The organism is Rhodophyticola sp., assembly GCF_965284195.1.
Classification (GTDB): Bacteria; Pseudomonadota; Alphaproteobacteria; order Rhodobacterales; family Rhodobacteraceae; genus Rhodophyticola.
The window spans coordinates 1678884-1693643 of the sequence record NZ_CBDIRM010000001.1; the positions used below are offsets into that span (position 1 = coordinate 1678884).

17 protein-coding genes are annotated in these 14760 nt (G+C 64.8%); 7 read left to right on the plus strand and 10 right to left on the minus strand.

Annotated features, from left to right (window positions below; all coding sequences use genetic code 11):
* Positions 1-635 precede the first annotated feature (635 nt).
* From ACQ651_RS08325 to purC, 5 genes are all read right to left on the minus strand, one after another.
* Positions 636-1952 carry a sigma-54-dependent transcriptional regulator gene (locus ACQ651_RS08325; protein ID WP_121899545.1) on the minus strand — a complete coding sequence of 439 codons (1317 nt, stop codon included), beginning with the start codon at positions 1950-1952 and terminating at the stop codon, positions 636-638.
* A gap of 17 nt (positions 1953-1969) precedes the next feature.
* On the minus strand, positions 1970-3739 hold the full coding sequence (locus ACQ651_RS08330) for a sensor histidine kinase (protein WP_375552098.1): 1770 nt from the start codon (positions 3737-3739) through the stop codon (positions 1970-1972).
* Between the two features lie 57 nt (positions 3740-3796).
* Positions 3797-4465: a phosphoribosylformylglycinamidine synthase subunit PurQ gene (gene purQ, locus ACQ651_RS08335; RefSeq protein WP_227286746.1), complete on the minus strand. Its 669-nt coding sequence runs from the start codon at positions 4463-4465 to the stop codon at positions 3797-3799.
* Positions 4465-4695 carry a phosphoribosylformylglycinamidine synthase subunit PurS gene (purS, locus tag ACQ651_RS08340; RefSeq protein WP_227286747.1) on the minus strand — a complete coding sequence of 77 codons (231 nt, stop codon included), beginning with the start codon at positions 4693-4695 and terminating at the stop codon, positions 4465-4467. Before purS ends, purQ begins: the two co-directional genes overlap by 1 nt.
* 65 nt (positions 4696-4760) lie before the next feature.
* Positions 4761-5522 carry a phosphoribosylaminoimidazolesuccinocarboxamide synthase gene (purC, locus tag ACQ651_RS08345; protein WP_121899528.1) on the minus strand — a complete coding sequence of 254 codons (762 nt, stop codon included), beginning with the start codon at positions 5520-5522 and terminating at the stop codon, positions 4761-4763.
* Positions 5523-5692: 170 nt separating this feature from the next.
* Here purC and ACQ651_RS08350 point away from each other — a divergent pair, with 170 nt between their 5' ends.
* Positions 5693-6007 (plus strand): DUF1476 domain-containing protein, encoded by a 315-nt coding sequence (locus ACQ651_RS08350; RefSeq protein WP_227286748.1) that lies wholly within the window; start codon positions 5693-5695, stop codon positions 6005-6007.
* Here the strand turns inward: ACQ651_RS08350 and ACQ651_RS08355 are convergent.
* Positions 6004-6192 (minus strand): hypothetical protein, encoded by a 189-nt coding sequence (locus ACQ651_RS08355; protein WP_430449013.1) that lies wholly within the window; start codon positions 6190-6192, stop codon positions 6004-6006. The genes ACQ651_RS08350 and ACQ651_RS08355 overlap by 4 nt on opposite strands.
* Positions 6193-6277: 85 nt before the next feature.
* Between ACQ651_RS08355 and bmt the strand changes: the two genes are divergently transcribed.
* Positions 6278-7294, plus strand: coding sequence for a betaine--homocysteine S-methyltransferase (bmt, locus tag ACQ651_RS08360; RefSeq protein ID WP_375552097.1), 1017 nt, complete (start codon positions 6278-6280; stop codon positions 7292-7294).
* Positions 7295-7404: 110 nt separating this feature from the next.
* Here the strand turns inward: bmt and ACQ651_RS08365 are convergent, their stop codons facing one another.
* Positions 7405-8487, minus strand: a complete 1083-nt coding sequence (locus ACQ651_RS08365; RefSeq protein ID WP_375552096.1) for a PA0069 family radical SAM protein — start codon at positions 8485-8487, stop codon at positions 7405-7407.
* Positions 8488-8636: 149 nt separating this feature from the next.
* On the opposite strand from ACQ651_RS08365, the gene ACQ651_RS08370 reads away from it, so the two are divergent.
* From ACQ651_RS08370 to ACQ651_RS08380, 3 genes are all read left to right on the plus strand, one after another.
* Complete coding sequence (locus ACQ651_RS08370; protein ID WP_121899532.1) at positions 8637-9344, plus strand: corrinoid protein; 708 nt, start codon at positions 8637-8639, stop codon at positions 9342-9344.
* A 201-nt stretch (positions 9345-9545) separates the two neighbouring features.
* Complete coding sequence (locus tag ACQ651_RS08375; RefSeq protein WP_430449014.1) at positions 9546-10262, plus strand: metallophosphoesterase family protein; 717 nt, start codon at positions 9546-9548, stop codon at positions 10260-10262.
* The gene (locus ACQ651_RS08380; RefSeq protein ID WP_375552094.1) at positions 10226-11119 is read left to right on the plus strand and encodes an EamA family transporter; all 894 of its coding nucleotides are present in this window, start codon (positions 10226-10228) and stop codon (positions 11117-11119) included. The genes ACQ651_RS08375 and ACQ651_RS08380 overlap by 37 nt, the downstream gene beginning before the upstream one ends.
* A 112-nt stretch (positions 11120-11231) precedes the next feature.
* Here ACQ651_RS08380 and ACQ651_RS08385 read toward each other — a convergent pair whose 3' ends face one another.
* Positions 11232-11744: a hypothetical protein gene (locus ACQ651_RS08385; protein WP_430449015.1), complete on the minus strand. Its 513-nt coding sequence runs from the start codon at positions 11742-11744 to the stop codon at positions 11232-11234.
* Positions 11745-11868: 124 nt separating this feature from the next.
* Here ACQ651_RS08385 and ACQ651_RS08390 point away from each other — a divergent pair, with 124 nt between their 5' ends.
* Positions 11869-12495, plus strand: coding sequence for a DUF1638 domain-containing protein (locus tag ACQ651_RS08390; protein ID WP_430449016.1), 627 nt, complete (start codon positions 11869-11871; stop codon positions 12493-12495).
* A gap of 25 nt (positions 12496-12520) precedes the next feature.
* Here the strand turns inward: ACQ651_RS08390 and ACQ651_RS08395 are convergent, their stop codons facing one another.
* A complete protein-coding gene (locus ACQ651_RS08395) occupies positions 12521-12952 on the minus strand; it encodes a SufE family protein (protein ID WP_227286760.1) in 432 nt (143 codons plus the stop codon).
* A gap of 123 nt (positions 12953-13075) precedes the next feature.
* Here ACQ651_RS08395 and ACQ651_RS08400 point away from each other — a divergent pair, with 123 nt between their 5' ends.
* Positions 13076-13522 (plus strand): hypothetical protein, encoded by a 447-nt coding sequence (locus tag ACQ651_RS08400; RefSeq protein WP_227286762.1) that lies wholly within the window; start codon positions 13076-13078, stop codon positions 13520-13522.
* A 24-nt stretch (positions 13523-13546) separates the two neighbouring features.
* Here the strand turns inward: ACQ651_RS08400 and rnd are convergent, their stop codons facing one another.
* Positions 13547-14737: a ribonuclease D gene (gene rnd / locus ACQ651_RS08405; RefSeq protein ID WP_430449017.1), complete on the minus strand. Its 1191-nt coding sequence runs from the start codon at positions 14735-14737 to the stop codon at positions 13547-13549.
* Positions 14738-14760 lie beyond the last annotated feature (23 nt).

Genomic DNA, 14760 nt, shown 5'->3' on the forward strand with positions numbered 1-14760 from the left:
GGGCCGAAGCCACGTTGGTTCGTATCGGGGTTTGTCGCGCGCGTGTCATCGCGGTTTGTCTCCGATAGCGCGACAATGTCAGCGCCACCCGTTCATTGGCCCTGTTTTCAAGGGCAATCTTCCTGGGCCCTAACCGGCCCTGTGACCTGCCCGGCTGCTGCGCGGCGAATTGCCCGGCGCGACAGGGGGGCAGAGAAACTGTAAGGGGGTCAGCATATCCTGCCGACCCTTAGGTGACATTAATGGCAGCGCAGGCGGAATTACAATGGGCTATTTCCGCGCTCCACCCCGCACTTGCATCCCATTGCCGACCGGCCAGGGTGCGAAGACCTCGCTTCCGCCACCGAAACGCGCTGTATGCGCAACCTTTCAAAAACCCCGCCATATCAATGGGCTGAGCCCGAGCGGCGCGGTCTGCAATAGTCATTACGCGCTGATTATCGCTGGATAAGGACTGCCCCTAAAAGCCAGTTCGATTTGGATTTTGTCACGACCATCGGACCGCCCACTGCAGCCGGGCCGACAAGGCGCATGACATGCAAGTCATCAGTGCTCAGCGGAGCGCACACGCTGGCGCGGCGAAGGATCGGCGGTCGGGCCGGCAGGCATGGCCCGCCAAGCCCGCCAGCCCGGCATCAGAGATAATCCGACCGGCTCAACCCGTATTTCGCCATCTTCTCGTTCAATGTGCGGCGCGGGAGGCAGAGTTCCTCCATCACACTGGCGATCGAGCCGCGATGACGGCGCATCGTGTTGTCGATCAGCATGCGCTCGAACGCCTCCACATACTCTTTCAGAGGCTTGCCCTCGCCCACGGCCTGCGGGCTTATCTCGGCATTGTCGCTCATCAGCAGCGACGCGATCGTCCCCGAGCCGCGCCGTTGCTGCAGGATCGCGCGCTCGGCGATGTTGATCAGTTGCCGCACATTGCCGGGCCATGGAGCCTGCAGAAGCTGCGCGGCCTCCTGCGCGGTGACCTCGGGCGCGTCGGTGCCATATTCCTCGGCGAACTGCTCTCCGAACCGGTTGAAGAGCGTCAGAATATCCTCCCCGCGCTGGCGCAAGGGCGGCAGGTCGATCCGCATCGCCGCAAGGCGATAGAAGAGATCGGGGCGAAGCGCCGCCTCGCAGCCTTCGGGCTCGGCGGCATTGCAGATCGCCACGATCCGGGTTTCCGCCGGCGTGCCCTGATCGTTGATGGCGGTCAGCAGACGCGCCTGGAGCGCCTGCGGCAGCGCCTCCACATCCTCCAGAACCAGCGATCCGCCGCGCGCCTGCTCCATCAGGGGCAGATCCTGCCCCTCACCCACGGGGCCAAACAGCATGGCGGACAACGCGTCCTCGTCATGGGCGGCGCAGCTGATGGCGACGAAGCTCTTGCCCGCCCGCGGCCCCACCGCGTGCAGCGCATGGGCCACAAGGGTCTTGCCGGTTCCGGTCTCGCCGGAGATCAGCACATGGCCATCGGCCTGCCCCAGATCGAGGATGTCCTCCCGCAGCCGTTCCATCACCGGGGAAGACCCGATCAGCTTGCGCATCAACACGGTGCCGTCCGACAGCTCGCGGCGCAGCGCGCGGTTGTCCAGCGTCAGGCGGCGGGTCTGGCTGGCGCGTTTGGCCAGTTCGGTCATCCGGTCGGGATTGAACGGTTTTTCAAGGAAATCATAGGCGCCGATCCGCATCGCCTCGACCGCCATGGGCACATCGCCATGGCCGGTGATCATGATCACCGGCAGGCCGCTGTCCATGCCCATCAGACGCTTCAGAAACGCCATCCCGTCCATGCCCGGCATCTTGATGTCGCTGACCACGACACCGGGGAAGTCCGGGCCGATCCCTTTCAGCGCATCCTCCGCGCTGGCAAAGGTTTCTGTATCAAATCCGCTCAGCGCCAACCACTGGCTGATCGACTGGCGCATGTCCTGTTCGTCATCGACAATCGCGATTTTCATGGCGTCGTCCTCTATGCTCACTCAGCGGCGGCGTTGGCGGACCGATCAAGGATCGGCAGGCGCATCTCGAACACGGCGCCCCGTTTGGCGCCGTTGCGTGCGGTCAGTCGCCCACCAAGGTCCGTCACGATCCCGGACGAGATCGCCAAACCCAGGCCCACCCCGTCACCGGGTTTCTTCGTTGTATAGAATGGCTCGAACAAAGCATCGAGATCGTCAATCCCCCTGCCGCTGTCACGCACCGTCAGGACGGCCTCGTCGCCGCCGGCCACAATCAGGTCCAGCTCGCGCTCGTCCTCTGCCTTCATCGCATCCAGCGCGTTGCGCAACAGGTTGATGATCACCTGCTCAAGCCGCAACCGGTCGGCCAGAACCATCACCGGGCGACGGGGCAGGTTCTGGGTGATATCCACGGTCATCTGGCGCAGTTGCGGCTCCATCATCGTCAGCGCCCCGGTCAGCGCATCCCTGAGATCGACCGGCTCGAACGCCTCGCCGCCCTTGCGGGCATAGCTTTTGAGCTGCCGGGTAATCGCGCCCATCCGTTCGATCAGGTCGTCGATCCTCTGAAAGGAGCTCAGCGCCTCGTCGGGCCGGCGCCGCTGCAGAAGCAGCTTGGCCCCCGCCAGATAGGTCTTCATGGCCGCCAGCGGCTGGTTCAGTTCATGGCTGACGGCGGCAGACATCTCCCCCAGAGCGGCCAGTTTCTGGCTCTGCGCGAGGCTTTGCTCCGCCTCTTCAAGGGTCCGTTCGACCTTCTGGCGCTCGGCGATTTCCCGCCCGAGCCTGTCGTTCAACCGGCGAAGCTCTGCCGACTCGCGCTGGAAAATCGCGCTCTGCAATCGGGCGCGGCGGCTCAGCACGTAGAACCCCCCGGCCAGCAGCAGCGCGAATCCCATGATCTGGAGCGCCAGAACCCCGTTCACGCGCTCCCGCACCGAGGCATAGGCGGTGAACGAGGTCAGCCGCCAGCCGCGAAACGGAATGCGGCTTTCCAGCCGGATCGTCGCGTCGCCGAAGAAATAGGGCGTGGGGTCACCGAAGGCCCAGTCGCCCGTCGCCTCGATCGCGCGCTGGATGGCCGATGGCGGAGACCGGAGCGCCAGCGCCTCCTCCTCGGTCCGGCCGCGCCAGCGCGGTTCGGTGGACAGCATGATGCGCCCTTCGGAATTGGCCACGAACACCGCTTCGGTCGTGCCGCGCCAGCGGTCTTCGAGCCGGGCGAGATTGACCTCCACCACCACCACGCCCAGAAGCCGATTGTCATCCATGACCCGGCGCGAGAAGGTGAAATCGAAGGCACCCGTTTCCGACTGGCTGCTGTTGAAAACCGTGTCTGACGACCGCTGCGCCTGCACGAAGAAGGGCTCCGTGTTCAACAGCTCGCCCAGACGGTTGCGATCGGTGGCGGCCACGACCCGCCCCTCGCGGCTCAGCAGAAACATCGAGGCTGCGGCGATTTCCTCCCCATAGGAGATCAGCCGTTGCGACGTGGTGGTGTAATCGCCCTGATCGAGCGCCCGGATCAGAAGCGGATCGCGGCTCAGGAGCAGCGGAACCACCGAGTTTCGCTGAAGCTCCGACACGATCGAACCGGAATAAAGCGCAAGGCGCAGTTCGGCCCTGTTGCGGGTGCTTTCGGTGAACCGTTCTGTCAGCCAGATATTCGATATCCAGATCACGATCACGGCCGCGGCCAGAAACAGCATCATCAGGCCGCGCATCACCCAGGTGTGCGTCAGTCCAAAGCGCCGCGAGGCCGAAAGGTTGGTTTTGATAAGGCTCATCGCCGCCAGATTACGCGATGCAGGCCTGCCGCCTCAAGCATCTTGCAGCCATCTCCATCAGGCGTTGACCAGCGCCTCGGACAGCGAGGTGAACAGCGCCGCGCCATCCGTGCCGCCATGGGCAGGCTCCGCGCGCCGTTCGGGGTGCGGCATCATCCCCAGCACGCGGCGGTTTTCCGACAGGATCCCGGCAATCCGGTCGGTGGACCCGTTCGGCGCATCGAGATAGCGGAAGGCCACGCGATCCTCTCCCCTGAGCCGGGCCAGCGTGTCGGCATCGGCCTGATAGTTGCCTTCGTGATGGGCGATGGGAATGTCGATCTCCGCCCCCGCCGCATAGGCATTGGTGAAGGCGCTGTCGGTCGTCTCCACCCGCAAGGTCACGGTCTTGCAGATGTATTTGACCCCTGCATTCTGGAGCAGCGCCCCGGGCAGAAGCCGGGTTTCGGTGAGAATCTGGAAGCCGTTGCAGACGCCGAAGACATAGCCGCCCCGCGCCGCATGGGCTTTCAGCGCGCCCGAAATCGGCGATTGCGCCGCGATGGCCCCGCAGCGCAGATAATCGCCATAGGAAAACCCGCCCGGCACGCCGACGATATCGAGCCCGCCGGGCAGGTCGGTATCCTTGTGCCAGACCATCTCCACGTCGAAGCCGGCATTCCGGAACGCCACCGCCAGATCGCGGTCGCAGTTGGAGCCGGGGAAAACGAGAACCGCCGCGCGCATCAGCCCATCTCCACCCGGTAGCTTTCGATCACCGTGTTGGCGAGCAGCTTCTCGCACATCTCGGTCACCTGCGCCTCGGTCGTGCCGTCGGCCAGATCCAGCTCGATCAGCTTGCCCTGGCGCACACCCTCGACGCCATCGAAGCCCAGTGCGCCAAGCGCGTGGCGCACGGCCTCGCCCTGCGGGTCCAGCACGCCTTGTTTCAGCATCACGGTAACGGTTGCGCGCATCGCGTCTGCCCCTTCTTCCTGTCTCGAATTCGCCCCGGTCCGGCCCTTGACCCGAATGCCCGGTATCAGTTGATCAAGGTCGGTTTCGTCACCGGCGCGGCATTGGTGGGCATCACGCCCAGACGCCGCGCAACCTCGGTATATGCATCGGCCAGATTGCCCAGATCGCGGCGAAACACGTCCTTGTCGAATTTCTGCCCGGTCTCCATGTCCCAGAGCCGGCAGCTGTCGGGGCTGATCTCGTCGGCGACGATCAGGCGCATGTAGTCGCCGTCCCAGATCCGCCCGATCTCGATCTTGAAATCCACCAGCTTGATGCCGACCCCCATCATCAGGCCGCTCATGAAGTCATTCACGCGCAGCGCCAGCGAGATCATGTCGTCCAGATCCTGCTGGCTGGCCCAGCCGAAGGCGATGGCGTGCTCTTCGCTCACCAGCGGATCGCCGAGGGCGTCGTCCTTGAAGTAGAATTCCACGATCGGGCGCGGCAGGGCCGTGCCCTCGTCAATGCCCAGGCGCTTAGAGATCGAGCCGGCCGCCACGTTGCGCACGACCACCTCCAGCGGAATGATCTCCACCGCGCGGATCAGTTGTTCGCGCATGTTGATGCGGCGGATGAAATGGGTCGGCACGCCGATATTGCCCAGACCGGTCATGAAGAACTCCGACAGGCGGTTGTTCAGCACGCCCTTGCCGTCGATCACATCGCGTTTCTCGGCGTTGAAGGCGGTGGCATCATCCTTGAAATATTGCACCAATGTGCCGGGTTCAGGCCCCTCATAGAGGATTTTGGCCTTGCCTTCGTAGACCAGTTTGCGCCGTGCCATATTGTCTCCGTGAAAGGGGGCCGAAACGTGCCCCCACATTCCGTCAATTGAGCCGCGCTATAGGCCATCGGGCGCTCTGTCGCAAGGCAGATGGGCCATATCCGCTTGCGAGCCTGTGTCCACCCGGCATAATGGGGTCGACCGGCATTCCCTGTGAACGGAGAACAGACATGACCACCTTCGATGATCGCGAACACGCGTTCGAGTCAAAATTCGCCCATGACGCCGAAATGGCTTTCAAGGCCGAAGCCCGGCGCAACAAGCTGATGGGATTGTGGGTGGCGGATATTCTGGGCAAGACCGGCGACGAGGCGAATGCCTATGCCGCCGAGGTCGTGAAGGCCGATTTCGAAGAGGCCGGGCACGAAGATGTGATGCGCAAGGTGATGGGCGATCTGGGCGACCGGGTGCCGGAGGCCGAGATCCGCGCCAAGTATGCCGAGCTTCTGGCGGTGGCCAAGGGCCAGCTTCTGAACGAAGCCTAGATCGTCGACACGACCCCACATTCCGACGGCCCCGACGGATCCATGCCCGCGGGGCCGTTTTGCGTGAAGACCGGGGTGGGCCGCGCCTGCGATCCCGGCATTGCTCCGCGCCCGGGACAGGTGCGGTGATCGTGCAGATCGGCGCGCGACAGGCGGCGATCCGCATGCCCTGCAAGGCGGCTCATAACCATTATGCAGAGAATAAGCTTGCGCAGAAGGGGCGCAGACGCCATGTCCGGCCTGCTTGCAAGTAGGAAAGACCCAATTCACATGACCGATGCGCTGTCCGAGCTTCTGGCGACCCGTGACTGGCTTCTGGCCGACGGGGCGACGGGAACCACGCTGTTCAACATGGGCCTGCAATCAGGCGATGCGCCCGAGTTATGGAATGTGGAGCATCCCGACCGGATCACCGCGCTCTATTCCGGGGCGGTGGAGGCCGGGTCGGATCTGTTTCTGACCAATTCCTTCGGAGGCACGCGCGCGCGGCTGAAGCTGCATGATGCGCAGGATCGCGCCTTCGAGCTGAACAAGGCCGCCGCCGAGATCGGCCGCGAGGTGGCCGACAAGGCCGGACGGCGGGTGATCGTGGCAGGCTCGATGGGCCCCACGGGCGAGATCATGGCCCCGATGGGCGCCCTGACCCACGAAAGCGCGGTGGAGATGTTCCATGAACAGGCCGAAGGGCTGAAGGCCGGCGGGGCCGACGTGCTCTGGGTCGAGACGATCAGCGCGGCGGAGGAATACAAGGCCGCCGCCGAGGCTGCCCGGCTGGCCGATATGCCATGGTGCGGCACGATGAGCTTCGACACCGCGGGACGCACGATGATGGGCCTGACCTCGGCCGCGATGTCCGAGATGGTGGAACGGCTGGACCACAAACCGCTGGCCTACGGGGCCAATTGCGGGGTCGGCGCGTCGGACCTGCTGCGGACGGTTCTGGGCTTTCGCGCCTCGGGCAACGAGCGGCCGGTGATCGCCAAGGGCAATGCCGGCATTCCGAAATATGTGGACGGGCATATCCACTACGATGGCACGCCCGATCTGATGGCGCGCTATGCGGTGCTGGCCCGCGATGCGGGCGCCACGATCATCGGCGGCTGCTGCGGCACCCAGCCCGAGCATCTGCGCAAGATGCGCGCGGCGCTGGAGACCGAGCCGAAATCGGCAGCGCCCACGCTGGAGGCGATCACCGCCGCCCTGGGCGGGTTTTCCTCCGACAGCGATGGCACCGACGGGGCCGGGCCGACGCGCGCGCGCCCAAGCCGCCGCCGTACGCGCGGGTGACGGGGGCGTGTGTCATGACCCTTTCCGTGGCGAGTGCCGCAACGCGGCCCCGTTTCCCTGACCCAACCCTTGTCCGGCACGGGGCTGTTCCGGCGGCGGGGCGGGCGACATCACAGAAGGCTGAGCTGATCGCCCTTCGCCGGCGGCGGGCAAAACAGATCCGTCCTGAGCGGTGGCAGGTCGCGGTCCAGCCCGAGCGCCCGGGACGCCCGGCGAAACCGGGCCCGGATCAGCGCCGCATAGGTGCCAGTGCCCGTCATCCGCTTGCCCCAGTCGCTGCGGTAATCCTGCCCGCCATGCATCTCGCGGATTTTCTCCATCACCCTGTTGAACCGCGCCGGGTAGTGCTCTTCCAGCCAGTCGCGCCAGAGCGGCGAGACCTCCCGCGGCAGGCGCAGAGTCACGAAACTTGCCGCCACCGCACCGGCGTCGCGGGCGGCCGTCAGGATCGCCTCGATCTCGGGATCGGTGAGGCCGGGCACGATGGGCGATACCATCACCCGCACCTCGCAGCCGGCACGGGACAGAACCTCGATCGCCCGCAGACGGCGCGCGGGCGACGGCACGCGCGGCTCCATCTTGCGGGCCAGACCCGGATCCAGCGTGGTGACCGAGATGCCGACCCGCGCCAGCCCCGCCTGCCCCATGGCCCCCAGGATATCCGTGTCCCGCTCCACCAGCGTACCCTTGGTGACGATGCCGACCGGGTGCTGAAACGCCTGCAACACCTCAAGGACGCCGCGCATGATGCGCCGGTCCCGCTCGATGGGTTGGTAGGGGTCGGTATTGGTGCCGATGGCGATCACGCGGGGGCGGTAGCGCGGGTTGCGCAACTCCGCCTCCAGCAGCGCGGGCGCGTTGGGCTTGGCGGTCAGCCGCGTTTCGAAATCGAGCCCCGGGGACAGGCCCCAATAGGCGTGGCTTGGCCGCGCAAAGCAGTAGATGCACCCATGTTCGCAGCCGCGATAGGGGTTGATGGAGCGGTCGAACGGGATGTCGGGGCTCGTGTTGCGGGTGATGATGGACTTCGCCAGTTCCTCCCGCACCTCGGTCTTCAGCGGCGGCAGGGCTTCCTCCTCCGCCCAACCATCGGAAAATCCTGTTCTTTCAAATCGCTCGAACCGGCCGGTTCGGTTGCTGGCGGCCCCCCGGCCCTTGCGGCGATCGGGGGAAAGGGTCGGGTCCGTTTCCATCCCCGGAATGTAGAACGCAACAAGAACATTCGCAAGCGCAGGTCGGTCGCAGCACGGCCTGTGTCGCAATCCAACGCGTCAATTTTCCCACGTAGCCTAGCTAATGGTCAAAATGCGCCCAGGACACCCAGAAGAGGGAGAGCCTAATCATGTCCGAAGAAGAAGACGACATCATTCTCGCGGATCTGGACGATGACGAGCTTGTCCAACAGATGTTCGACGACCTCTATGACGGTCTGAAGGAAGAGATCGAGGAAGGCGTCAACATCCTGCTGGCGCGCGATTGGGCGCCCTACCGCATCCTGACGGAAGCGCTGGTGGGCGGCATGACCATCGTGGGCAACGATTTCCGGGACGGGATCCTGTTCGTGCCCGAGGTTCTGCTGGCGGCCAATGCAATGAAGGGCGGTATGGCGATCCTGAAACCGCTTCTGGTCGAAACCGGGGCCCCGCGCGTCGGCAAGATGGTGATCGGCACGGTCAAGGGCGACATCCACGATATCGGCAAGAACCTGGTGTCGATGATGATGGAAGGCGCCGGGTTCGAGGTGGTCGATCTGGGCATCAACAACGCGGTGGAAAGCTATCTCGAAGCTCTTGAGACGGAGGAGCCCGACATCCTTGGCATGTCCGCCCTTCTGACCACGACCATGCCCTATATGAAGGTCGTGATCGACACGCTGAAGGAAAAGGGCCTGCGCGACGATTACATCGTGCTGGTCGGCGGCGCCCCCCTGAACGAGGAATTCGGCAAGGCCATCGGCGCCGACGCCTATTGCCGGGATGCGGCCGTGGCCGTGGAAACCGCCAAGGACTGGATCGCGCGCAAGCACAACCAGATGGCCGCAAGCGCCTGAGCGGTTCGGCGGACCGGAGTGGATGAAAAAGGCGGGCCGGAAGGCGCGCCTTTTTCCTTTCCCGGTCTCTCGCCGCCCTGGCGGAGGGACGCGTGAGGCAAAGCGCCGGGCATCAGCCCCGGCAGGCAGTGCCCCCCGCGCGCGTGCCGCATCCGGATCTCTGCCCTTGCGTCCGCCCCCCCATCCCGATTTGGTGCCCCCATGCGAACCTATGCCATCGGAGATATTCACGGTCATCTGGACAAGCTGGAGCTTGCCCATGAGTTGATCGCCACGGACCGCGCGGCCTGCGGCGACGAGACCGCCCCGATCGTCCATATCGGCGATCTGGTGGACCGGGGGCCCGACAGCGCCGGCGTGCTGCGCTATCTGCGCGCGCGGCAGCAGGCCGACGCCCGGATCGTGGTTCTGAAGGGCAATCACGAGCAGATGCTGGACGATTTCCTGACCAACCCTCCCGGCACCGATGACGCGCAGGCGAACGGATATCTGAGGCCCGGCATTGGCGGGCGGGCGACGCTTGCCTCCTTCGGGATGGATCCCGATGCGCCCACCGCCGAACTGCAACGCGATGCGCAGGCCAATGTATCCCCGTCGGAACACGCCTTTATCACGTCGCTGCCGCTGACCTTTCTGCACGGTGCCTGCCTGTTCGTGCATGCGGGCATCCGGCCGGGGCTCCCGCTGGAGCAGCAGGACCCGGAGGATCTGATCTGGATCCGCAAGGACTTTCTGGAAAGCACCGAGGATCACGGCCTGCTTGTGGTGCATGGTCACACGCCCATCGAACGGGTCGAACACCATGGCAACCGGCTGAACATCGACACCGGTGCGGCCTTTGGTGGCCCGCTTTCGGCCATCGTGATCGAGGGACGCGCGGCATGGCTGCTGTCTCCGAGCGGACGTCTGCCTGTATGAACGGCCGCGATCTTGCCATCGTCGCGATCGTGATTATCGCCTGGGGCTCCAATTTCACGGCCATGAAGCTGGCGTTGGACGAACTGCCGCCCTTTCTTTTCGTGGGCCTGCGCTTTCTGATCCTGTTGCCGCTGCTGGCCGTTCTGCCCCGCCCGCCCGTGCCATGGTGGAAAATCCTCGCCGTAGGCACGCTGATCAACATGGGGCAATTTGCGTTTCTTTTCGCCGCGATGCGGGCGGATGTGACGGCCGGGCTGGCCTCGTTGCTGTTGCAGGCGCAGGCGCCGCTCACGATCCTTCTGTCGGCGCTGTTTCTGGGGGAACGGGTGCGCGGCATTCAGATACTCGGGATCTCGGTCGCGGTCGCGGGGCTGGTGATTTTCGGCGTGGGCGCGGGCGGAAACCTGACGCGGGTGGGCCTTGGGCTGGTCTTGTGCGGGGCGCTGTGCTGGGCTGGCGGCAATCTGGTCCTGAAAGGTCTGCGCGGCGTTTCGATGCTGCCGCTCTTCATCTGGGCCAGCCTCGTTCCGCCGGTTCCGATGCTGGCCCTGTCGCTGGCGGTGGAGGGGCCGGAACCCGTCGCCACGATTGCCGCGCTCAGCATGCAGGGATGGGTTGCGGTGGTCTATGTGGCGCTGATTTCGACGGTTCTGGGATATTCGCTCTGGGGCGCGCTTCTGGCACGGCACAAGGCCGCCGATGTCACGCCCTTCGCGCTGCTGATCCCGGTCGTGGGCATCGCCACGGCGGCGCTGGTGCTTGGCGAGCGTCTCACCCCGCTGGAGGTGACCGGGGCCCTGGTGATCATGGCGGGGCTGGCGCTGGCGGTTCTGGGGCCGCGCCTCAGGCCGGTTTGACCCTGCCGCCCCCGGGTAGGACGACCGGCCCAAGACAAGACATCCCGCCTGACCGCCGAAGGGCCCGCGCGCGTCACGGGGCCCTCGTTCCTGCCCACCCGATCCGGCTGGATCACCGGCTCCGCAGCCGTTCCAGATATGCAACCGCGGCCGCCGCGGCGATGGCGTAAAACACATGCCCGGCCAAAGCGACCCACGTGATCCCGGTAAAGCCAAGGAAGAACGGCAGCCCCGCGATCATCGTGATCCCGCCGATGGCGAAGACCCACAGACCGGCCCCATAGATGGCCGAGCCGATGGCCCAATGCAGCCCGGGCAGGATGCGGGCGATGACGGGGCGGGCGATGAAAAGCCAGCCCACCGGATAGGCGATGGCCCCCACCAGAAAGAGATGCATGAAGTTCCCCGCCGCCGCACCGTTCGGCAGGCCAAGCGCGCCCAGAAAGCCGCGCGCCAGACCGACGGGCGCCAGTTGCGCGAACCCGAGCATCGGTGAAATCGCCTTGCCCCAGAGGTCGAAGGCCAGTGTGCCCGCCGCGCCGCTGATCAGGATCAGGGCGAGCGTGTGCAGATTGATCGTGGGCAGGCTGGCGCTGCTGGCGGTAGGCGTTGTGGTGGCTGTCATCGGTACTATCCTTCGAATGCGGTCTGTCTGAGATCCGGGTTTGTCTTGACGCCAGACTCGGCCAAGGGTCTGATCCGCTCAACCCACAGCGCCGTGAGCGCACGGACTGGTGTAAAGTGTTTCAATGCACATAGATGACGAAACCCTGACAAATCATGGCATCCACGCACAGAAAGACGGGCGCGTCCTGATCCTGGCCTGCGGGGCGCTGGCGCGCGAGATCATTGATATCATTAACATAAACGGCTGGTCACATCTGGACCTGCATTGCCTGCCGGCGATATTGCACAACACGCCCGAAAGAATTCCGGACGCAGTGGCCAAGGCCGTCGCGGAGCAGCGCGGGAGATACAGCGAGATTTTCGTGGCATATGCCGATTGCGGGACCGGCGGATTGTTACAGGCCCGCTGCGCCGAGCTGGGCGTCGAGATGATCGAAGGCCCGCATTGTTACAGTTTTTTCGAGGGGAATGCGGAGTTTGCCGCACGTGACGAGATATCCGCCTTCTATCTCACCGATTTCCTTGTCCGGCAATTCGACGCCTTCGTGACGAAACCGCTTGGCCTGGACCGGCACCCCGAGTTGCGGGACATGTATTTCGGCCATTACACCAAGCTGGTCTATCAGGCGCAGACCGACGACCCTGCGCTGACCGCGAAAGCAAGGGATTGCGCGGCATTCCTGAAGCTCGATTTCGAGCGGCGGTTCACCGGCTACGGCGATCTGGAGGCCGCGTTGCGCCCCTTGTAGGCGCGGGTTGCAAGGGGGGGCTGGCTCAGGCGGCGGCCACGGTTTCGCCGGCCAGTTTCCGGATCCGCTCGACCATCGCGCGCAACCCGTTGGACCGCTGCGCGGAGAGATGATCGTTCAATCCCAGCCGGGCCAGTTCGCCGCCGGCATCGACCTTCAGAACCTCGTCCACGGTCAGCCCGGAATAGAGCGCATGCAGCACCGCGATCAGCCCGCGCACGATCATCGCGTCGCTTTCGCCCTGAAAACTGAACACCGCATCGGGCCCCTGCCCGTCGATCCGCGGCAGGATCCAGACCTGGCTGGCGCAGCCGTCCACCTTGGTGGCGGGCACGCGAAAAGCCTCCTCCAGCGGGTCCATGGCCTTGCCCAGCTCGATAACATGGCGATAGCGGTCTTCCCAATCGTCCAGAAACTCAAAGGTTTCCGCGATCTCATCAAATGCCGCGCTGGCCATGGGTACCTCCGTTATCCGATTGCGTTCCTGAGGTAGGCCGCAGACCCGCAAACGTCCAGAGGCGCTTTTCATCGCCGGGCCAATGCGCTACGCATTTCCTCAAGAAAAAGCCGGAGGGGCAAGATGGCATTTCGTCTGCTGATCACGCTGACAGTAATTCTGGGGCTTTCGGCCTGTTCCACGCGGTTGAACCCGTTCAACTGGTTCGGTAATGACCGCGAAGAGCGGGTTGCGGTGGTGGAAACCGTGGTCGTGACCGACCCGCGCCCGCTGGTGGCGCAGGTGATCAGCCTGAACGTGGACCCGCATCCCGGCGGCGCGATCGTGCGCGCGATGGGTCTGCCGCCCCGGCAAGGCTACTGGATGGCCGATCTGGTCGAGGTGGAACGGGGCGAGGGCCGCATCGTTTATGAGTTCCGCGTTTTCGAACCCCCGGTCGCCACCCGGGAGGGCACGCAGCGCTCCCGCGAGGTTCTGGCCGGGACCGAATTGAGCAATCAGGATTTGCAGGGGATCCGCACCATCGTCGTGCAGGCCCAGACGAACCGGCGGAGCGTCAACCGGCGGTGACGCAAGCGACCGGCCCGGCGCGGGCTAGACCGTGATGATCTGAACCTTCTGGCCATTGGCCGACAGCGCAATCTCGCCGCGCGTGAGCCGCAGCGCATCCTCACCGAACACCTTGCGGCGCCACCCCTTGGACCAGAGCCCGTCATGGTGCCCTGCCGCGATATCGTCGAGATCGGCGGCCGAGGCGATCAGTTTCTGCGCCACGCCGGCCTCCTCCGCCTTGGCTTTCAACAGCACCCGCAACAGATCCGCCAATGCCGGGTTCAATGCCGAGCGGTCACGGCCCGCGGGCATGTCGGGGAAGGTTTTCGGATCGGCAGAGACACCCCGGGCCACCGCGGCAATCAGCCCCTCGGCGATCTCGCCGCGTCGCGCCTCGCGCAGAAGCAGCCGCGATTTGCCCAGATCTTCAAGGGATTTCGGCTTGGACGACGCGATCTCCATCAACGCGTCATCCTTGATCACCCGGTTGCGGGGAATATTGCGGGTCTGGGCATGGGTTTCGCGGAACGCCGCCAGTTCCCGGACGATGGCCAGAAACCGCCCGGAATTGCTGCGCAGCTTCAGCCGCCGCCACGCGTTTTCCGGCTCCACCACGTAATTGCTGGCATCCGTGAGTGTGCTCAGTTCTTCTTCCATCCAGGCGGTGCGACCGGTCTCTTCCAGCCGTGTGGCAAGATGCTCGTAGATCTGGCGCAGATGCGTGACATCGGCCAGCGCATAGGTTTTCTGCGCGTCGGACAGGGGACGGCGGGACCAATCGGTGAAGCGCGAGGATTTGTCGACGCCGCCCTTGGTGATCTTGCGGACCAGCGTTTCATAGCCGACCTGATCGCCATAGCCACAGACCATGGCCGCCACCTGCGTATCGAACAGCGGCGTGGGGACGACATCGCCCTCCACATGGAAAATCTCCAGATCCTGACGCGCGGCATGGAATACCTTCACCACGGCCTCGTTCGCGAACAGATCGTAGAGCGGATCGAGCGAGATACCGTCCGCCAGCGGGTCGATCAGAACGGCGTTGCTCTCATCGGTGCCGGGCAGGGCAAGCTGGACGAGGCAAAGCTGCGCGAAATAGGTGCGTTCGCGCAGAAACTCGGTATCGACGGTGACATAGGGCACGGTGGCAGCGCGGGCGCAAAACGCGGCAAGCGCATCGGTGGTGGTCAGGGTCTGGGGCAAAATCGGGAGCTTTTCCTGCAAACGGGTCATAGGTTGTCTGGGGCGCGGTGATA